Origin of the sequence: Streptomyces sp. NPDC093065 (assembly GCF_044754585.1) — a bacterium.
Taxonomy (GTDB): Bacteria; Actinomycetota; Actinomycetes; order Streptomycetales; family Streptomycetaceae; genus Streptomyces.
Genome location: NZ_JBIVPJ010000018.1, coordinates 44,670 through 63,817 on the forward strand (window position 1 = coordinate 44,670; position 19,148 = coordinate 63,817).

General features: G+C 73.1%; 18 protein-coding genes and 2 pseudogenes. 7 read left to right on the forward strand and 13 right to left on the reverse strand.

Features of this window, described 5'->3' with window-relative positions; genetic code table 11:
- Window positions 1-113 precede the first annotated feature (113 nt).
- A complete protein-coding gene (locus tag ACIQFU_RS27295; protein ID WP_402554837.1) occupies window positions 114-965 on the forward strand; it encodes a glycoside hydrolase family 75 protein in 852 nt (283 codons plus the stop codon).
- Window positions 966-1,082: 117 nt separating this feature from the next.
- On the opposite strand, the gene ACIQFU_RS27300 is transcribed toward ACIQFU_RS27295, so the two are convergent.
- From ACIQFU_RS27300 to dhaK, 3 genes are read right to left on the reverse strand one after another with little or no spacing between them, the layout of a single operon-like run.
- Window positions 1,083-1,496: a PTS-dependent dihydroxyacetone kinase phosphotransferase subunit DhaM gene (locus tag ACIQFU_RS27300; RefSeq protein ID WP_402554839.1), complete on the reverse strand. Its 414-nt coding sequence runs from the start codon at window positions 1,494-1,496 to the stop codon at window positions 1,083-1,085.
- Window positions 1,489-2,088, reverse strand: coding sequence for a dihydroxyacetone kinase subunit DhaL (gene dhaL, locus ACIQFU_RS27305; RefSeq protein WP_402554840.1), 600 nt, complete (start codon window positions 2,086-2,088; stop codon window positions 1,489-1,491). Before dhaL ends, ACIQFU_RS27300 begins: the two co-directional genes overlap by 8 nt.
- A gap of 49 nt (window positions 2,089-2,137) precedes the next feature.
- Window positions 2,138-3,130 carry a dihydroxyacetone kinase subunit DhaK gene (gene dhaK, locus ACIQFU_RS27310; RefSeq protein WP_402554842.1) on the reverse strand — a complete coding sequence of 331 codons (993 nt, stop codon included), beginning with the start codon at window positions 3,128-3,130 and terminating at the stop codon, window positions 2,138-2,140.
- Between the two features lie 745 nt (window positions 3,131-3,875).
- Here dhaK and ACIQFU_RS27315 point away from each other — a divergent pair.
- A complete protein-coding gene (locus ACIQFU_RS27315) occupies window positions 3,876-4,352 on the forward strand; it encodes a lamin tail domain-containing protein (RefSeq protein WP_402554844.1) in 477 nt (158 codons plus the stop codon).
- A 193-nt stretch (window positions 4,353-4,545) separates the two neighbouring features.
- On the opposite strand, the gene ACIQFU_RS27320 is transcribed toward ACIQFU_RS27315, so the two are convergent.
- On the reverse strand, window positions 4,546-6,018 hold the full coding sequence (locus ACIQFU_RS27320; protein ID WP_402554845.1) for an MFS transporter: 1,473 nt from the start codon (window positions 6,016-6,018) through the stop codon (window positions 4,546-4,548).
- Window positions 6,019-6,143: 125 nt separating this feature from the next.
- Here ACIQFU_RS27320 and ACIQFU_RS27325 point away from each other — a divergent pair, with 125 nt between their 5' ends.
- Window positions 6,144-6,857 (forward strand): TetR/AcrR family transcriptional regulator, encoded by a 714-nt coding sequence (locus ACIQFU_RS27325; protein WP_402554847.1) that lies wholly within the window; start codon window positions 6,144-6,146, stop codon window positions 6,855-6,857.
- A gap of 58 nt (window positions 6,858-6,915) precedes the next feature.
- Here the strand turns inward: ACIQFU_RS27325 and ACIQFU_RS27330 are convergent, their stop codons facing one another.
- From ACIQFU_RS27330 to ACIQFU_RS27365, 8 genes are read right to left on the reverse strand one after another with little or no spacing between them, the layout of a single operon-like run.
- Window positions 6,916-8,448, reverse strand: a complete 1,533-nt coding sequence (locus ACIQFU_RS27330) for an amidohydrolase (RefSeq protein ID WP_402554849.1) — start codon at window positions 8,446-8,448, stop codon at window positions 6,916-6,918.
- Window positions 8,445-9,080, reverse strand: a complete 636-nt coding sequence (locus ACIQFU_RS27335; protein ID WP_402554850.1) for an FMN-binding negative transcriptional regulator — start codon at window positions 9,078-9,080, stop codon at window positions 8,445-8,447. Before ACIQFU_RS27335 ends, ACIQFU_RS27330 begins: the two co-directional genes overlap by 4 nt.
- A 12-nt stretch (window positions 9,081-9,092) precedes the next feature.
- Entirely contained in the window at window positions 9,093-10,142 is a 1,050-nt protein-coding gene (locus tag ACIQFU_RS27340) for an ABC transporter ATP-binding protein (protein ID WP_402554852.1), read from the reverse strand.
- Window positions 10,132-11,157 carry an ABC transporter ATP-binding protein gene (locus ACIQFU_RS27345; protein ID WP_402554853.1) on the reverse strand — a complete coding sequence of 342 codons (1,026 nt, stop codon included), beginning with the start codon at window positions 11,155-11,157 and terminating at the stop codon, window positions 10,132-10,134. Before ACIQFU_RS27345 ends, ACIQFU_RS27340 begins: the two co-directional genes overlap by 11 nt.
- Before the next feature lie 4 nt (window positions 11,158-11,161).
- Complete coding sequence (locus ACIQFU_RS27350) at window positions 11,162-12,070, reverse strand: ABC transporter permease (RefSeq protein ID WP_402554855.1); 909 nt, start codon at window positions 12,068-12,070, stop codon at window positions 11,162-11,164.
- Window positions 12,063-12,986, reverse strand: coding sequence for an ABC transporter permease (locus ACIQFU_RS27355; protein ID WP_402554856.1), 924 nt, complete (start codon window positions 12,984-12,986; stop codon window positions 12,063-12,065). Before ACIQFU_RS27355 ends, ACIQFU_RS27350 begins: the two co-directional genes overlap by 8 nt.
- A complete protein-coding gene (locus tag ACIQFU_RS27360; protein WP_402554857.1) occupies window positions 12,983-14,443 on the reverse strand; it encodes a M14 family zinc carboxypeptidase in 1,461 nt (486 codons plus the stop codon). The genes ACIQFU_RS27355 and ACIQFU_RS27360 overlap by 4 nt, the downstream gene beginning before the upstream one ends.
- Window positions 14,444-14,500: 57 nt before the next feature.
- Complete coding sequence (locus ACIQFU_RS27365; RefSeq protein ID WP_402554858.1) at window positions 14,501-16,090, reverse strand: ABC transporter substrate-binding protein; 1,590 nt, start codon at window positions 16,088-16,090, stop codon at window positions 14,501-14,503.
- Between the two features lie 297 nt (window positions 16,091-16,387).
- Here ACIQFU_RS27365 and ACIQFU_RS27370 point away from each other — a divergent pair.
- The 3 genes and pseudogenes from ACIQFU_RS27370 to ACIQFU_RS27380 all read left to right on the forward strand — a co-directional run.
- Window positions 16,388-16,534: pseudogene (locus ACIQFU_RS27370) on the forward strand (MarR family transcriptional regulator); the annotation flags it as partial.
- 45 nt (window positions 16,535-16,579) lie between these two features.
- Window positions 16,580-17,107: pseudogene (locus ACIQFU_RS27375) on the forward strand (transposase); the annotation flags it as partial.
- Window positions 17,108-17,442: 335 nt separating this feature from the next.
- Window positions 17,443-18,147 carry a DUF2470 domain-containing protein gene (locus tag ACIQFU_RS27380; RefSeq protein ID WP_402554859.1) on the forward strand — a complete coding sequence of 235 codons (705 nt, stop codon included), beginning with the start codon at window positions 17,443-17,445 and terminating at the stop codon, window positions 18,145-18,147.
- Between the two features lie 13 nt (window positions 18,148-18,160).
- Here the strand turns inward: ACIQFU_RS27380 and ACIQFU_RS27385 are convergent, their stop codons facing one another.
- Entirely contained in the window at window positions 18,161-18,766 is a 606-nt protein-coding gene (locus tag ACIQFU_RS27385) for a hypothetical protein (RefSeq protein ID WP_402554861.1), read from the reverse strand.
- 81 nt (window positions 18,767-18,847) lie between these two features.
- On the opposite strand from ACIQFU_RS27385, the gene ACIQFU_RS27390 reads away from it, so the two are divergent.
- Entirely contained in the window at window positions 18,848-19,147 is a 300-nt protein-coding gene (locus tag ACIQFU_RS27390) for a hypothetical protein (protein ID WP_402554863.1), read from the forward strand.
- Window position 19,148 lies beyond the last annotated feature (1 nt).

Consider the following 19,148-nt stretch of genomic DNA (forward strand, 5'->3'; position numbering starts at 1 on the left):
GCGCGGCGGACGCCGGGTGTGCACCGTCTGGCCCTGCAAAAGGTGGTCGCGCGAGCGTTTCGGGGACAGATGGGGCCGAGTGTTCGTCCCTGTCCCCGAGGAGAGGCCCCATCGTGCGTGTCCAGTCGCTGACACTGGTCGCGGCCAGCGCCGCCCTGCTCGCCCCCACGACGTTCCCCGACGCTCCGCCCGCGCCCCTGCCCGACCCGGCGCGGATCCTGCTGCCCGGCGCCCCGGACCGGGTCGAGCCGCCGCGCGCGGACCGGTCCGGAGTCCGGGTCGGGCCCGTCCCGCACGTCCCGTCCGGGCAGCCCGCGTCCCCTTCGCGGGTCGTACCGGGCTCCGGTGCCGGTGCCGGTGCGAAGCGGGGCGGGGACGAGGGACCGGTGCGCGCCGCCGACCTGCTGGCCAGGGTGCGGGACTGCGAGCCCGTCTCGCGCGGGCGCTACCGCAGCGACGCCGGAGCGCCGGCGGACATCCCGGTCTGCGGCACCCGGGACGCCGTGTACTGGAAGGCAGACCTCGACGTCGACTGCGACGGCCGGCCCGGCGACCGGTGCAACGGCCGCACCGACCCGCACTTCAGCCCCGCCACCGCGTACACGGAGTCGGACGGCGGCCCCCTGGACGCCGAACGTCTACCCTACGTCGTCGTGCCCGGACCCAGCGACATCTGGGACCCCCGGGAGGACGGCATCCGCGGCGGATCGCTCGCCGCCCTCGTCCACGGGGACCGGGTCCGGTACGCGGTCGTCGGCGACGTCGGCCCCAGCGACCTCGTCGGCGAGGCCTCCTACGCCGCAGCACGCTCCCTCGGCATCCCGGCGGACCCGGCGGGCGGCGGAGTGGCCTCCGACGTGACGTACATCGTCTTCAAGGACAGCGAGGTCGAGCCCGTCGAGGACACGGCCGCGACCGAGAAGGCGGGGGAGCGGCTGGCGCGGAAGTTCGTGGACGGGCGCTGAGCGGGGCCGGGGCTGAGCGGGCCGGAGGCTGAGCGGTGCGGGGGGCCGGGACCCGGCGGGGCCGGGACCCGGCGGGGCCGGCCGCCCCGGACCTTGCGCCGGGACGGGACCGGCCGCTCAGTTCTTCCGGTAGGAGTACGCCTCCGCGGCCGCCGCCTCGACGGCCCCGAGGTCGGCCCCCGTCGAGGCGGTGACGACCGCCGCCACCGCGCCCTCGACGAAGGGCGCGTCCACCAGGCGGGTGTTGTCCGGGAGTTCGTCGCCCTCGGCGAGCAGCGCCTTGACGGTGAGCACCGCGCTGCCGAGGTCGGTGAGGACGGCGACCCCCGCACCCCGGTCCACGGACGCGGCGGCGGCCGCCACCAGCTCCGAACTGGTGCCGAACTCGCCGGAGGCGGTACCGCCCGCCGGGGCGACGGCCACCGCCCCGGCGCCGCCCGACAGCGCCTTCGCCAGTGCCGCCACGGAGGCGGCCACCTCGGCGCTGTGGGAGACCAGCACGATGCCCACCAACCGCTGCCCGTCACTCACCGGCCGTCTCCTTCAGCGCCTCGAAGAGCAGCGCGGCCGAGGTCGCCCCCGGGTCCTGGTGACCGATGCTGCGCTCGCCCAGATAGCTGGCCCTGCCCTTGCGGGCCTGCAACGGCGTGGTCGCCTCGGCCCCCTCCACGGCCGCCGCGCGGGCCGCGGCGAACGAGTCGCCCAGCGCGTCCACGGCGGGCACCAGGGCGTCGACCATGGTTTTGTCGCCCGGCACGGCACCGCCCAGCGTCCGGACGGCGTCCACCCCCGCCCGCAGCGCCTCGGCCAGCTGCTCCCGGCTCACCTCGGCCGCGTCCCCGAGCGCCTTGCCGCTACGGCGCAGCAGCGTGCCGTACAGGGGCCCGGAGGCGCCGCCGACCGTCGAGATGAGCTGCCGCCCGGCGAGGATCAGGACGGCGCCGGGCGTCTCGGGCGCCTCCTTCTCCAGGGCGGCGGCCACGGCCGTGAACCCGCGCTGCAGGTTGCTGCCGTGGTCGGCGTCGCCGATGGGTGAGTCGAGGGCGGTGAGCCGCTGCGCCTCGCGGTCGACCAGTGCGGTGGTCGCCGTCATCCAACGGCGGAAGAAATCGGCGTCGAGCACGGGATCTCCTTGCCTGGTAGGTACGTCGCGATTCTTCCCCCGTCCGCCGTCACATGCCCCACCGCAGGCCCGGAGTGCTGACCGGCGCGTCCCACAGTCCGAGCAGTTCCTCGTCGATCTCGCACAGGGTGACCGAGGCGCCGGCCATGTCGAGGGAGGTGACGTAGTTGCCGACGAGGGTGCGGGCCACGGCCACACCCCGCTCGCCGAGCGCCCGCTGCACCTCGGCGTTGAAGCCGTACAGCTCCAGAAGCGGCGTCGCGCCCATGCCGTTGACCAGGACGAGGACGGGGTTGCTCGGGCCGAGGTCGGTCAGCACGGCGTCCACGGCGGCCTCGGCGATCTCGCCCGAGGTCATCATGGGCCGCCGCTCCCGGCCGGGCTCCCCGTGGATGCCGATGCCCAGCTCCAGCTCGCCGGCGGGGAGGTCGAAGGTGGGGCTGCCCTTGGCCGGCGTCGTGACGGCGCTCAGCGCCACGCCGAAACTGCGGGAGCTCTCGTTGACCCGGCGGGCGATCGCCTCCACCTGCTCCAGCGGCCGTCCCTCCCGTGCCGCCGCCCCGGCGATCTTCTCCACGAACAGGGTCGCCCCGGTGCCGCGCCGGCCGGCCGTGTAAAGGCTGTCCGTCACCGCCACGTCGTCGTTGACCAGCACCTTCGCGACCTGGATGCCCTCGTCCTCGGCCAGCTCGGCGGCCATGTCGAAGTTGAGCACGTCACCGGTGTAGTTCTTGACGACGAACAGCACCCCGGCCCCGCTGTCCACAGCCGCCGCGGCCCGCACCATCTGGTCCGGCACCGGCGAGGTGAACACCTCACCCGGACAGGCCGCCGACAGCATCCCGGGGCCCACGAACCCGCCGTGCAGCGGCTCGTGCCCGGAACCACCGCCCGACACCAGCGCGACCTGGCCGGCCACGGGGGCGTCCCGCCGCACGATCACCCGGTTCTCCACGTCCACGGTCAACTCGGGATGGGCGGCCGCCATACCGCGCAGCGCGTCCGCGACGACGGTCTCGGGGACGTTGATGAGCATCCTCAAGGGAATCTCCTAGGTAGCAGATGGGCGTATGACCAGTGTTTCTGCTGCTGGTCGGGGTGGTGGAGGTCAGTTCGTGATCTCGGCGGTGGGTGGCGGTCGTGAGGGGGTCCCGGCGGTACTGATGCCGACTCAACGCTGACGTTGATGACGCGGCGTCAGGTACTCGCGGCGAGTCGTAGCACAGACCGACAAGAGGCCTGCAAGGGAAGTATTGACCTTGCGTCCGCGAAGGTCACGCGAGGCGACGTCCGAAGAGGCCAGGGAGTACCGGTCTGGCAGACAAGACCGAAGCACAGGAGCCGTCACTCCCGCTCCCGCCTCACGGGGCTGCCGCTCGCCACCACGTGTCCGCAGCCCGTATGTCGGCTCCGGGCCGCGGAGCCCGGCACTCACATCTGCGGCCCCCAGTGGCACGCGAGGTTGTTACTCACTTTCGGGTGAGTGCCCCGTCGCGCCCGGGGTGGCGAGCCGTGGCGCTCGAGAGTCACAGGCCAGCGTGCGCAAGGCATCTTGTCCGACGTGGCCGTCAACCTGACGCATTCAGCGCATAAATGGATATTACAGACGACTGTCACGGCGGCATGGACGGTTGGTAACGCCGTTCACGCCTTCTCCACGAACCGGTCGACCGGTCGGCAATCTGTGACTGCGCGGCCGACCGGCCGCCACCGCACCACGCTCAACCCGGTCTCGCGGCCTCCGGGCCTCGCGGTCGTGTTGTGCCTGTACCCAGCAGGGGGAACCTGTGTCGAAGTCCATCACCGCCCGCCGTCTGACCGCTGCCGCCCTCACCGTCGGCGCTCTGACCGCCGCGGTCGCGGTGCCGGCCACGGCCGCCGACCGCGACCACCGGGCGAAGCGGCCGAACGTGGAGATCAGCCGCGTCCAGTACGAATCCCCGGGTCGTGACGACCGCTCCAACCGCTCGCTGAACAAGGAGTGGGTGGAGATCACCAACAACACCCGCCGCGCGGTGAACCTGCACGGCTGGACCCTCAAGGACGAGGAAGGCCACACCTACACCTTCCGCCACTACCGCCTGGACGGCCGCGCCACCGTCCGCGTCCACACCGGCCAGGGCCGTGACACCCGCAAGGACGTGTACCAGGACCGCCACAACTACGTGTGGGACCGGTCCGACACCGCCACCCTCCGCAACGATCACCGCCGCCTCGTCGACAGCGAGTCCTGGGGCCACCACCGCCGCGGCGGTCGCCACTGACACACCCGGCTGAGCCGGTGACCGGCCCGGCGTCGGGCACAGCACCGTCCTCACGCGCGGCGCGCCATCCCTGCCGGGGGTGGCGCGCCGTCGGTCCGCGCGCCAGGTGCCGGCCGGGCCGGGTGGCGGGCGGCAGAGGACCGGGGCACCCGTGCCGGGGCAGCGCGGGCCGGGAGCGTCCTGCCGAGCCGGCTCAGGTGGTCGTCGCGGGGGCCGGTTCCGCCGTCTCGGCAGGGCGGGGCGGGGACTTGGGCAGGAAGACGGCCGAGGCCAGCGCCGCCGCCGCGATGAGGATGCCGGCGAGGAGGAAGGCCCGGCCGTAGCCCGCGGTCAGCCCGGCGGGGCCGGCCGGGTCGGCGTGGTCGCGGGTGACCGTGGTGGCGACGGTGACGAGGACGGCCAGGCCGATGCTTCCCCCGCACTGGCGCGCGGAGTTGAGCAGCCCGGAGGCCAGCCCGGCCTCCTCCCGCGACACCCCCGAGGTCCCGGCCGCGGTGTTGGTGACCATGCACAGGCCGAGCCCGAACGAGGCGATCAGGGACGGCCCGAGGATGTCCCCGAGGAAGCTGCCGTCGGGACTCACCCAGCCGAACCAGCCCATGCCGACCGCCGCGAGGGCGAGCCCGCCGACCAGTAGCGGCCGGGCGCCGGTCCGGGGCATGAACCTGCTCGCGACGACCGTGCCCGCCACCACCCCGACGCTGAACGGCACGAAGGCCAGCCCGGTGGCGACCGGGCTGTAGCCGAGGACGCCCTGGAGGTAGAGCGAGGCGAAGTAGAAGGCGCCGAACTGACCGCAGGCGATCAGGAAGACGACCACGCAGGCCACCCACAGGGAGCGCGCCCGCAGGATCCCCAGCCGCACCAGCGGCTCGGCCGTCCGCCGCTCCACCAGCACGAACGCGGTGCCGAGCAGCAGGGCCAGGGCGAGGCCGCCCAGGGTCCGGGGCGAGCCCCAGGCGTAGGTGTCGGTGCGCACCATGGCGTACACCAGCACCGTCATCGCCGACGTGGCCAGCACCGCGCCGATCACGTCCACCCGCGGACGGCGGGCGGGCCGCACGTCCGTGAGGCAGGCCACGGCCAGCGGGATCGCCACGGCGGCGATCGGGACGTTGACGAACAGCACCCACCGCCAGTCCAGGTACTCGGTCAGCACGCCGCCCAGCAGTACGCCGACCGCGCCGCCGGCCCCGGCCACCGCACCCCACAGGCTCAGCGCACGGTGCCGCGCCGGCCCCTCGGCGAAGGTCGCGGTGATCACGGTCAGGCTGAGCGGGAGCAGCGCCGCCCCGGCGACGCCCTGCGCGGCCCGCGCGACGATCAGTTCGCCCGGTGTCTGGGCCAGGCCGCCCAGCAGCGAGGTCAGTCCGAACACGCCGAGCCCGGCCACCGCCGCGCGACGGTGGCCCACCAGGTCGGCCACGCGCCCGCCGAGCAGCAGCAGGCCGCCGAAGGTGAGCGTGTACGCGTTGACCACCCACTGCAGCCCGCTCGCGCCGAAGCCCAGGTCGGTTCTGATCGACGGCAGTGCGACGTTCACCACCGAGATGTCCAGCACGACCATCAGCTGGCACAGACACACGACCGTGAGCACCAGGCCGGTGCGCGGTGGCCGCTCGCTCTCGCGCGGGCCCTGAGCGGCGGACGGCCGGTTCGTCGGCATGGCTGCTCCCGTTCTCCCCATCTGATTGGACAGTGTCCAAATAGGTTAGCCTTACCTATCTTTGATGTACAGGGAGTTCAGCCCGCCGCGGAGCCGACCAGGGAGGTTGTGAGACCGTAGCGTTCATGGCAGCACCCACCGGCGAGTCGGCGACCCCCGCGGCCCCGAGTCCGTCGCGGCGGAACCGGCCGGCGCTCACACCCGACCGGGTCGTGGACGCCGCGCTGGAGCTGACCCGTGAGCACGGGCTGGACGGCTGGACCGTCCGCCAGCTGGCCCGTGCGCTGGACACCTGGCCCAACACCGTCGCCCATCACGTCGGCGACCGTGAGGCCGTCGTCGGCGCCGTGGTGCAGCGGGTGGTCGCGATGATGCCCAACCCGTCGGCCGAACTCGGCTGGCAGGACTGGTTCCGGGAGCTGCTCTACCCGAGCCGTGCCGTCATCGCGCGTCACCCGGGCGTCGCCCGTCGGCTGGCCCGCGACGGTGCGACGGTTCCCGCCGCCCTGCCGATCATGGACCGTGGCGTCGGACTGCTCACCGAGGCGGGCTTCGGCGAGCGGGCCCCGCTCGCCTATGCCGTACTGCTCAACAGCGCGGCCCTGCTGATCGCGCTGGACGACGACCGCAGGCTCGCCGACCGCGGTGATGTCGCCGCCGAGCTGGCGGCGATGCCCCCGCCCCCGGGCGCGGGAGTGGGCTGGGACGCCATGCGGTCCTGGTTGCGCGACTGGACGGACACCCCGGACAGCAACCGCGAGACGCTGTACCGCTACACGATCGAGACCCTGCTCACCGGCCTGGAGGCGGACCTGGCCGCCGCCACGCGCCGCCCGTGACGGCGGTGGCCCGCGTCGGCCGCCGAGTCCGTCGGCCGACGCGGCGGAGTACCGCGGCTCAGGACGTCCGGTGGGTCCAGGCACCCGCGAGCATGGTCGCGTGCACCGGCATGGCCCGCAGGGTGGCGGTGTCCGCGGTCAGCGGGTCGGCGTCGGTGATCACCAGGTCCGCGTCGTCGCCGACCCGGATCAGCCGTCGGCCCCGGGACGAGGCGGCGAGGGCGGCCGTCACCGGAATGCGCTGTTCGGGGTGGAACGGCGGGCGTTCGTCGTCCGTCCGCTCGACCGCGGAGGCGATGGTCAGCCACGGGTCGAGCGGGGCGACGGGTGCGTCGGAGCCCAGCGCGAGGACGGCCCCGGCGGCCAGCAGGTCCGCGAAGGCGTAGGCGCGGTGGGTACGGCCCGCCCAGTGCCGCCGGGCGACGTCCCGGTCGTCCACGGCATGGGTGGGCTGGACGCTGACGGTGATCCCCAGCTCGGCGAAGCGCGGGACGTCCTTGGCGGCGAGGAGCTGGCCGTGTTCGACGCTGCCCCGGCAGCGCACCGTCTCGAAGGCGTCCAGGGCCATCTCGTTGGCGCGGTCCCCGATCGCGTGCACGGCGGGTGTGATGCCGTGCCCCGACGCGCGGCGCAGCAGCGAGACGAGTTCCTCCGGGGACACCTCCTCCAGCCCGCGCGCACCGGGCTCCTCGGGGTCCCGGTCCGGATACGGGTCGTGGCACAGTGCGGTCCGGGTGTTGAGGGATCCGTCGGTGAGCAGCTTGAACGGCCCGACCTCCAGCAGACCCCCCGGGACGGGCAGCGGCCGGCCGGTGCGCAGACCGCGGGCGATCGCGCCCTCCAGCTGCGGGAGCCAGATCGAGGCGGCCACCCGCAGGGGAAACGTCCCGGCCTCCTCCTCGCTCATCCGCCGGGTCCAGTCCGTGATGTTGTCCGCGTACTCGAAGTCGACGATGCCGGTGACGCCCCGGGCGGCGGCGGCAGCGCCGGCCTCCCGGACCCACTGGTCCGTCACCCGCGCCGGTACGGCGGTGAGTTCGGCGATGGCCCGCATGCTCTCGCCCTCGAAGAGCAGGCCGGTGGGGTGCCCGCCGCGCCCCACCGCGGCCAGCGCGGCCGAGTTGAGCCAGGCGCAGTGGAGATCCATGCTGATCAGCAGGGTCGGCCGGTCGGGGACGAGGGTGTCCAGGAGGTCCTTGTGCGGGGTGTCCGGCCACAACGCGTCCCGGAAGCCGTAGCCGATCAGCCGTTCGTCGGCCGGCAGGCCCTCGGCCCGCAGCCCGGTGGCGTCCGCCGCGTCCCGGGCCGAGCCCGCGCCGGACAGGTCGAGACGGCGGCGCACACCGGCCCACTGGACCATGTGGACGTGGGCGTCCCACAGCCCCGGCAGCAGGGTGCGCCCGTCGAGGTCGAGATCCTCTCCCTGGGCCCGCGGGGCGGCGCCCGCCGGGTGGACGGCCGTGACCAGGCCGCCCTCGGTCCGGACGTCGCTCAGCGGCCCGCCCGCGCCCAGGTGCACCCGGCGCAGGGTGACGGGCGGCGCGGCGGCCCGCGCGTAGCCGGCCGGCACGGTGGTGGTGGTCGAGGTCACGGCTTCCTCCGTATGTCGCGCATGGCACGGGCGAGTTGGGGATGAGCGTAGGGCTGGTCCGACTCGAGGGCCGTCGTCAGGCGCCGCACCACGTGCTCGGACTCGTCCTGGCTGAGTTTCGCCTTGGCCGTCAGGCGCGCGGCGGGCAGCCGGAACCCGGTCACCCCCGGGGCGATGCGGTGGGCGTAGTCCTCGACCCGGGCCAGCCGCCAGGGCTCGGGGAAGCGGTCCTCGAAGTGGTCCACGGTGGCGGACAGGACGCCGTAGGTCTCGTCGGGGGCGAGGATCTCGGGCCTGCCGTGGACGTGCAGGACCGTGAAGTTCCAGGTGGGGACGTGCGGTGTCTCCTCGTACCAGACGGGCGAGAGATAGCCGTGCGGTCCCTGGAGCACCACGGCGACGTCGTGCGAACCGAGTTCGTGCTCCAGGGCGTCGGTGCGGGCCAGGTGACCGAGCAGGGTGAGCGTGCCGTCCGGGTCGTCCGGTGCGGCGCGTTCGACCAGTACCGGCAGATGGGAGACGACCAGGCCGCCGTGCTCGGTGTTGCTGATCAGTGCGGCCCAGGGATGGGCATGGGCGAGGTCGCGGATCCACCCGGGGTCGTCGACCCGGAAGATCTCCTGTTGCAGCATCTGTTCCGTCCGTCAGTCGGTCTCGGGAAAGTGGCAGGCGACGCGGCGGCCGCCGCCGGGCTCGGTCGGCTTCAGTACGGGCCGCTCCTCGGTGCAGAGCTTCTCGCTCTTCCAGCAGCGGGTGTGGAACGGACAGCCGGCCGGCGGGCGGGCCGGGCTCGGCGGGTCGCCCTGGAGCACGATGCGCTCGCCCCTGCCCCGGCGGCGCGGGTCCGGCTCGGGAACGGCGGAGAGCAGCGCGCGGGTGTAGGGGTGCGCGGGACGGCCGTACACCGTGTCGCGGTCGCCCTGCTCCACGATCCGGCCCAGGTACATGACGGCGATCTCGTCCGCGATGTTGCGGACCACGGCCAGGTCGTGGGCGATGAAGACGTACGAAAGACCGAAGGTCCGCTGCAGTTCCTTGAGCAGGTTCATCACCTGCGCCTGCACGGACACGTCGAGGGCCGACACCGGTTCGTCGCAGAGCAGGATCCTGGGGCGCAGGGCGAGCGCCCGGGCGATGCCGAGCCGCTGGCGCTGGCCGCCGGAGAACTGGTGGGGGTGGCGGTGCCCGTGGTCCGGGTCGAGGCCGACCATCTCCATCAGTTCGCGGGCCCGGGCCGACCGGCTCTCCTTCGCCTCCGGGTCGCGGTGGACGTCCATCGGCTCCCGGACGGTCTCCAGGGCGGTCATCCGCGGGTCCAGCGACGTGTACGGGTCCTGCATCACGAGCTGGATGTCGCGCCGGCGGCGCCGCAGCTCGGAGCGCGACAGGCCGAGCAGGTCCCGCCCGTCCACGCGTACCGTGCCGGAGGTGGGCCGGTCGAGGGCCAGCAGGAGCCGGGTGAGGGTCGACTTGCCGCAGCCGGACTCGCCGACGAGCCCCAGGGTGCTGCCGCTGCGCAGGGTCAGGTCGACCCCGTCGACGGCGCGGACCGCCGCCCGGCCGCGGCCGATGCCGAACGGACCCCCCGAGGTGTAGTGCTTGACCAGTTCGCGCGCCTCCAGCAGCACGGGCGGAACCGGTGCGGCGGCGGTGGCGGTCGGGCCCTTGCCGGTGTCTGTGACGTCATCGGGCACTGGAGGCCTCCAGCGGGTAGTGGCAGGCGACGAGCCGTGCGGACGGAGCCGGGAGCAGCGCGGGCTGCCGCGTGGCACAGGAGTCGCGGGCGGCGGGGCAGCGCGTACGGAAGGAACAGCCGGGCGGCAGGGGCCCGGGGGCCGGGGGAGTACCGGGGATGGGTGTGAGATCGCCGGGCGGCCCCTCCAGGCGGGGCAGGGCGGCGAGCAGGCCCTCGGTGTAGGGGTGGGCGGGCCGGTCGTAGAGTTCCCCGACCGGTGCCTGCTCCACGATGTGCCCGGCGTACATGATGGCGACCCGGTCGGCCGCGGTGGCGGCGAGGCCGAGGTCGTGGGTGATCAGCAGCAGCGCGGACCCGGTCTCCTCGCGCAGTTCGGCGAGCAGCTCCATGATCTGCGCCTGCACGGTGACGTCCAGGGCCGTGGTCGGTTCGTCCGCGATCAGGATGTCGGGGGCGAGTGCGAGGGCCGAGGCGATCATGATGCGCTGGCGCATGCCGCCGGAGAACTGGTGCGGGTAGTCGCGGTAGCGGCGGGCGGGGTCGGGGATGCGGACCCGGGCCATCAGCTCGACGGCGCGGGCGCGGGCCTCGCGGCGGCCCACCTTCTCGTGGGCGCGGATCACCTCGGCGATCTGGAAGCCCACGGTGAGCGTGGGGTTGAGGGCGGACAGGGCGTCCTGGAAGATCATCGCGATGTGTTTGCCGCGCCGTGCGCGCAACGCGTCGGGGTGCAGGGTGAGCAGATCCGTACCGCGGTGGCGGACGCTGCCGCCGACCTCGGCGGTGGTGGCGGGCAGCAGACCCATCAGCGCCATCGCCGACAGACTCTTGCCGGACCCGGACTCGCCGATGAGGGCCAGGGTCTCGCCCTCGTGCAGGGTGAAGGAGACACCGCGCACCACACGCCGGGGCCGGGGCGGGCCCGGGGCCCCGGACAGCAGGTCGACGGTCAGGTCCTCGGCCTCCAGCAGAGGCTGCGGCTCGGCGGATGTGCCGCCGGTCGTGGTCGTCACGGGGTCACCGTCCTCTCGGGTCCAGGGCGTCGCGCACGGTGTCTCCGAAGGTGATCAGGACGAAGACGGTGAAGGAGAGGAACAGCCCGGGGAAGATCAGCAGATGCGGATGGGTGCGGAAGGAGTTCTGCGCCCCGGCCAGCTGGAGTCCCCAGGAGATCGAGGGGGACTGCAGTCCGACGCCGAGGAAGGTGAGCGCGGCCTCGGCCACGATGACCCCGCCCACGGTGATGGTGGCGAGGACCAGCACCGGGGTGAGCGCGTTGGGCAGGACGTGCCTGCGGACGATGTCCCAGGGGCCGGCGCCCAGACTGCGGGCCATCACGACGTAGTCGGCCTCGCGCACCGAACGGACGGAGGCGCGGACCACCCGGGTCATGGTCGGCCAGCCGAACAGTGCCAGTACGGCGGCCACCGTCGGTATGTCGCGGGTGGGCAGGGTGTTCAGGACGACGATCGCGCCGAGCAGGAACGGGAAGCCCAGGAACACGTCGGTGAGCCGGGCGACCACGCTGTCCACGATGCGGCCCGCCATGCCGGCCAGGCAGCCGAGGACGAGCGCCACGGCGAGCGAGGCGGCGGTGGCCAGGAAGCCCACCCCGAGCGAGGCGCGCGCCCCGTGCACGACGTTGGCGTACAGGTCGCAGCCCTGGACGTCGTAGCCGAAGGGGTGCCCGGCGGACGGGCCCCGCGCGCTGTGCGTGAGGTCGCAGACGGTCGGGTCGCCGTGGCCGAACCAGCCCGCGAAGAGACCCGGTGCGGCGGCGACGAGGACGAGCAGCAGGACTCCGGCCCCGGTGAGCAGGAAGGCGGGCCTGCGGCGCAGTGCGCGCCATCCTGCGCCGGCGGAGGAGACCGGCGGGGCGGCGCCGTCCGGGGACTTGTCCACCGGAGCGGTCAGGGTGTCAGTCATGGCGGATCCTCGGGTCCAGAAGGCTGTTGAGGAGGTCGACCAGCACGCTCGCGGCGAGGAAGATCAGGATCAGCGCCGTCGACACCCCCACCACCGTCGGCCCGGCGTGCCCACGGACGGCCTGGAAGAGCAGCTGGCCGATGCCGGGCAGGTTGAAGACCCCCTCGATGATCACGGTGCCGCCGAGGAGGTAACCGAGGTCCACGGCGAGGAAGGTGACGGCCGGGATCAGGGAGTTGCGCAGGACGTGCACGCCGACCACCCGGCGCCGGGTGAGACCCTTGGCGACGGCCGTGCGGACGTAGTCGGCGCGCAGGTTGTCGATGACCTCGGCGCGCACCAGCCGGGACACCGAGGCCAGTCCGAAGGCCGCCACGCACAGGGCGGGCAGCACATAGCCGGCCGGCCAGCCCTCGGTGGTTCCGGCGACCGGGAACAGGCCGAACTTCACCCCGAGGACCACCTGCGCGGTGTACGCGAGCACGAACACCGGGACCGAGGTGGCGCCGATGGTGAACGCCAGCACCGTGCGGTCCGTCCAGGTGCCCCGGCGCAGCGCCGCCAGCACGCCGAGTCCGATGCCGACGACGGCCTCGACCACCCAGGCGGTCAGGGCCAGTTTGATCGTGACCGGCCAGCGGTCGGCCATCTGGTCGGCGACCGGACGGCCGCTGAAGTCCGTGCCCAGGTCGCCCTGGAACAGTCCGGCCAGATAGTGGCCGTACTGGACGAGGAACGGGTCGTCCAGGTGGTGCTGTTCGCGCAGTGCCCGCACCACGCTCGGGGCCAGCGGCCGGTCGCCCGCGAGTGCGGCGACGGGATCACCGGGCAGTACATAGGTCATCGCATAGATGACCAGGCTGATGCCGAAGAAGACGAGCAGCGCCTCCAGCAGGCGGCGTACGAGGTAGGTCATCGTGGTTCCCCGGTGCGCTCCGGTCGCGCCGCGGAGGTGTCGCCGGCGCGCGCGTGGTCCGCGGCGGCGAGCAGCGCCCCGTACTGGATGCCGGCCAGCGTGGAGATCGCGATGGGCTCACCCGTGACCCGGTCGGCCTCCCGCTCCCAGGTCTCGTAGGCGGCGAGCAGTTCACGGTGGCAGCCGCGCACCTCGGGAGTGGCGGTGCCGGCGGCCAGTTCGGCGTTGAGGGCGCGCAGCAGCATGCCGCCGACGCGGATGCGGAAGCTGTGCACGCTCGCCTCGCAGTCGTGGCGTTCGGCGACGGTCGCGGCCCGGTCCGGCAGGTCGTCCACGCGGGCCGACTCCAGGGCGGCGACCTCGGTCAGCGAGGGCACGAAGTCGCGTACGGCGCGCAGGAAGGGGGTCGCGATGGTCAGGTGGGGGCTCGCCCGGTCGAGGATGCCGCCCAGGAAGGTGCCGGTCTCGTCCAGGGCGCGGGCCCGGCGCGCGACCACGTCCGCGTACCGCTGTTCGGCGGGCGAGTCGTCGTCCGCGTCCGGGTGGCTCCAGTGGGGCACCTCGGTGACGAAGTAGAAGGTGCCGTACTTCTCGGCGTACGCGGCACTGGACGAGCCCGCTATCTTGCCGGCGGCGTCGGCGCCCAGCCCTTCGAGGTAGTCGTAGGCGTCCTTCATGTCGATGCAGCCGTAGACCGCGGGGGCGTGGCGCGGGGCGTGCGCCGCCTCGGGTTCGCCGGTGGCCAGCGGCATGCCGAGGGAGGCCGGGATGTCGGCGAGGAGCGGGTACAGGGCGGGGGCCGGCCGGTTGAGGTAGTAGTAGACGCCGCCCGTCTCGCAGTTGTGCAGGGTGGTCAGGAAGCGGGGGCGGGTGGCGTCCAGGAGCCGCATCAGCGCGAGCGTCTCGGGCAGCACCCGGTCGAAGTAGGCGTCCTTGTAGGCGAAGGGGAAGGTCCACTCGACCTGCTGGTCGCCGGCCGGCCGGTAGAAGTGGCGGCCGTAGGCGCGCTTGTCGGCGGGGGAGGCGAACCAGCCCTCGTTGAGCCGGGCCCCGTCGGGGTCGACGCAGGGCACGATGTGCCAGGCACCGCCGAAGTGGGCCCGCAGGTCCGGGTCCTCGCACAGGGCGGTGGCGAGGTGGAGGGTGGTGACCGCGCCGACCGGCTCGTTGGGATGGACACCGCCCACGACGACGTAACCGCCGTCCTCCTCGGCGGTGGGGCGGTCCTCGGCCACCGTGAAGCAGTACAGGGGTTCACCGAGTGCGGAGGTGCCGATACGGCGCTCGGTGACCAGCGTGGGGTGACGGGCCGCCAACTCACGGAAGCGGGCGACGAGTTCGTCCACGCCCGGATAGGCGGGAGTCGGCGGGACGGTCGCCGCCTGCCGTACCCAGGCGTCGGGACCCGGTGCGGAAGGGGTGGTGGAGGAGGCGGATTCTGACGTCGCGGCTGTCATACGGGTACGGAACTCCCGAGGCGTAGGGGCGGGCGTGCGGCGGGCGGCCGGGGCGGGTCAGCCCGTGACGGAGATGCGGGTGAGTTCGACGTCGGCCGGGCCGACGGTCACTCCGGACACCCGCTCCGTGGCGGCGTAGACGTAGCTGCCGAAGAACAGGGGGACCACGGGGAAGTCCCTGAGGATCTCCTTCTGGGCGTCGTTGTACAGGCGCTGTGCCGCGGCCGGTTCGGTGGCGGCGTCGGCCTGCCGGAGCAGCTCGTCGACGGCCTTGTCGCCGTAGTTGCTGCACATGCAGCCGCCGCTCTCGGTGAAGACGCCCTGCAACGTGTTCTGCATGCTCGGGTACAGGGCGCCCCAGTGTGCGTGCGAGAGACCGGTGATCTTCTTGCCGAGCACCTTCTCGCTGAACTCCGCCCAGTCGGCGGTGGGTTCGGCCCGGACCGCGTCGATGCCCAGGTTCTGGCGGATCTGGTTGGCGATCGCCTTGTACAGCTCGTCGAGACCGAGCCCGCCCGGGTACGTGATCGTGAGCTCCCCGGACCAGCCGCCCGCCTCGGCCAGCAGCTTCCTGGCCGCCGCCGGGTCGTAGGCGCAGGCGTCGCACAGGCCGGTCCGTGCGCCGACCTCGGAGGGCGGGGTGAGCGAGGTGGCCGGGGTGTACAGGCCGCCGTAGATGGCCTTGTTCACCGCGTCCCGGTCGATGGCCATGGACAGGGCCTTGCGCAGCCGTACGTCGCCGTACCGTTCGTCCTTCAGGGGCAGCGCCATGAACTCCAGCGACGGGGCCTCGTAGGTGTGCAGGCGGTCTCCGAAGTCGGCCTTGGCCTGGCCGTACTTGCTGACCGGCACGCCGATGACGTCGGTGTTGCCCGCCAGCGCGTCGGTGTAGGCGGTGTTGAGATCGGCGTAGGACTTGAAGGTGATGGCGGGTGCCTTCGGCTTGGTGCCCCGGTAGGAGTCGTACGCGGTGACCGTGGCGCCCTCGTCCGCCTTCCAGGCGTCGGCCATCTCGAAGGGGCCGTTGCCGACGGGCGCCTTGTCGTAGCCCTCGGGGTCCTTGAACGCGGCCTTCGGCAGCGGGTAGAAGCCGGTCTGGCTCGGGGTGAGACGCAGCGGGAACTGGCTGTCGGGGCTGGAGAGGGTGACCTTGAGGGTGGTGGCGTCGACGACCTCGACTCCGGAGAGCGTTCTGGTCTTCGGCTTGCCCTCGGCCGGGTTCAGCGCCTCGTACCCCTCGATCCCGGCGAGCTGGCCGTTGCCCGCCCAGCCGTTGGGACCGTAGGCGGTGGCGTTCCAGGCGTCGGCGTAACTCTGGGCGGTGACGGGCTCGCCGTTGTGGAAGGTCCAGCCGGAACGGAGCTCGACGGTCCAGTGGCGGGCGTCGGAGGAGGTCACCGACTCGGCCTGGACGTAACTGGTCCTGCCCTTGTCGTCGACCTTGACCAGCGGAGCGAACAGCACCCGCACCTGGTCGTAGCCGACGGTGGTACGGCCGGGGGTGAGATGGTCGGGTTCGCCGACGGCGACCGAGAATCCGCCGGCGGCGGCTCCCCCGTCCGTGCCGCCGCCGGAGCAGCCGGCCAGGACGAGAACGAGGGGAAGGGACAGACTTGCCGTGGCCGTGAGCATGGATGTTCTGCGCAAGACGACTCCCTGGAGGAGAGGGCGGGCGCCGTGTGCCGGACCGGGAGAGGGGCCGGATTCGGGGTTCTCAACGCGGCGCGTACCGGGATACTGGGTGTCGCTGAGATGCCATGTCAATGCAAAAGTGCAAAACTTTTAGCATGAGATGAAAGTTTACTGGGAGGCAACATGGGCGGCGGCGACGCCGGGGACGGCACCGCGCGCGACACCGGCAGGCGTCAGGGAGCGGGGGGTTGGAGCCGCGAGCTCTTCGTCGAGGAGGTCGGCCTGGTCTGGGAGGGCGCGGGCAGCGGACGCATGGATGGCCGTATCGTCGCCTACCTCCTGATCACCGACGTTCCGTACGTCTCCTCGGCCGAGCTGGCCCGGGAGCTGAAGGTGAGCGCCGGCTCGGTCTCGCTCGCGACCCGCCGGCTGGTCGAGGCGGGATTCATCAGACGGCACGCGGTGCCCGGCAGGCGTGGCCACTACTTCCGTGTCGACGACGACGTGTGGGGGAGCTTTCTGGCCGGCGAACGGCGCCACCTGGACCGGCAGGAGGAACTGGCCGTCGAGGCGCTGGCGTTGCTCGACCCCGAGGAGGAGGCGCCGCGCCGCCGGCTCGGCAACATGCGCGACTACATGCGCTGGATCCGCGGCAGCCACCACGATCTGCTCACGCAGTGGAAGGCCTATCAGGCGCAGGCGGACGACGCCGGGGAGACGCGGGACGGGGCGAGCACCCCGGCCGGCGAGCGCACCGAGGAGACCACCGCACCGTTGGAGGCACCCCGTGGCCGCTCCTCGTCCGCACTCGACCCGGCGCTGGCCCGGCGCCTGGTCCCCGACGTGCTGTGGGAGGCCGCCGCGCCCCTGCTGCCCGCCGCCTCCGAGGACGAGCGCGCCGCCCTCACCGCGGTCGTCTACGTCCTCACCTCGGGCTGCGGCTGGCAGCAGCTGCCGCCGTACTTCGGCGTCTCGCACTCCACCGCACACCGGCGCTTCACCGCGTGGAGCGAGGGCGGATTCTGGCAGCGCTGGCCGGCCGCCGCGGACGCCGCACAGGCGGGCGCCACCGACCTCGCCTGGTGCGAACTGGTCGGCGAAGCGGCCGCGGTGCGCCGGACCGGCACTCGAACGTAGGTCGGCCTTGGCTCGCTGTCCGCTCATCGACGCCTTCGTGCCGGGGCTCCGGGGGCAGGCCGGCGTGTCACGGCGGTGAACCACCCGGCGGTCCGCGGCGGTCGGGTGTTTCTGCATCCGCCGCCCGCCTTCGAGGGCCTTCGGCGTAGTGGGCCCTGTCGTCCTGACAACGAGGCTCGGGTAAGTTAGGTTAGGCAAACCTAACTCACTGACCTCCGGGAGGACGCCGGATGCGTCGTACCCCCTCGCGTGCCGGCGTGCCGTCAGCCGCCGAACGCGCCCGCTCGATCCTGGCCGCCGCCCACTCGATGACCGTGGTCACCGACGGTCGGCACACCGAAGTCCAGCACCTCGACGGCGCCGGGGTGATGGGCCATGTCCATCTGCACGCCCCGTTCGAGGGCCCCGGTGCCCCGCCGGCCGGGCGGGTGCCGATCCGGCTGGAACTCACCGACATCGCCCCCACCCCCGTACGCGACCGCCTGCGCGCCCGCGTCACCCTGACCGGGCTGCTGGCCGCGCCGTACGACCCCGACTCCGCCGAGAGCACCTGCATGGAGTTCGGCCAGTGCGTCCTGGAGGACGCCACCGGGCGTACCTTCGTGTCCCTCGCGGAGCTGGAGGCGGCCGACCTCGACCCCCTGGCAACGAGCGAGGCGGGCCTGCTCACCCACCTCGTCGACGACCACCCCGAGCTCGTGCCCCTGCTCCTGCGCCTGGTGCGCCCTCTGCCGGGCAGGGAAGTGCGGCGGGTGGTCCCGGTGGGCATCGACCGCTACGGACTGACGCTTCGCCTCGAACGCGCGCGGGGTCACCGCGACGTCCGGCTGCCCTTCCACAGGGCCGTGCGGCACATCGACCACGTCGGCCCGCAGATCCACGCCCTGCTGGCCGCGTCCCGCCGCCTCTCCCACACGCGGCACCTGCTGACCTGAAGGGCGGGCGGCATCAGTCCTTGACGCGGTGCAGCCGCATCTGCTGATTGACGAAGAGGTGCACGTAACCGCAACGCAGACAGATCAACCCCGTGGCGGTTTCGTCCGCCCAGGCCATATTGAACAACTCCCCGCCGGTGCTGTTGAGTTTCACCCCCCGTTCGCGGAAGGTGTCGCCCCCGCAGATCTGACACTTGATCCACATCTCGCCCAGTGAGGCCCGCACCGCCTTGGCCATCGCATCCTCCTCGTCCTGCCCGGCCGGCTTCCCTTTGATCATGCACGCACAAAGTACCGCCTCGTGGACGGCGGACTCGCGGTCCGGCTGACAGCCCTGTCCGCTCGATCGCCGCGCGTCATCGGCGTCGATCTGCGCGGCACCGACGTGGAGGCAGACCTGGGCACCCCGGCGGGACGGGCCGCCGCCGCGGCCGAAGTCACCCGCCTGTGCGACGGGCGGCTCGACGGCTTCGTGCCGTTCGCCGGGATCTCCGGCGGCGCGGGCCGGCGCGCGAGCCTGCCGGTTTCCGTCAACAACCGAGGAGGCGGCCCGGGCGCCGGCGGACCCGCAGACCGACGAGGGCGGCGTCCTCACCCATCCCGCCACCAAGGCGGCCATCGCCCACTACACCCGCGCCGCCGACTGCGTAGCGGACGGCATCCGCCTCACGCCGTCGCGCCGGGATTCATCGACACCCCGATGACCCGGGCGGGCCGCGAGGACCCGCGGATCGCCGCCGGCATCGAGGCCTTCCTGAAGTCCGTACCGGCGGGCCGGGCGGGCAGCACCGGAGAGGTCGCGGAACTGGTGCTCTTCCTGCTGTCCGCCAAGTCCGGGTACCGCGTGGGCACGTTGATGACTGCGACGGCGGCCTGGACGCCGAACAGCGCGGACTGGACTGGCCCAGGCCGCGGACACCGCAGGCGTGACGGGCGGCTGCCCCGGGTGCCCGGCGGTCACGGCCGCTGCCGGGCACCGGGCGGGTCGGCGGCGGCCTAGA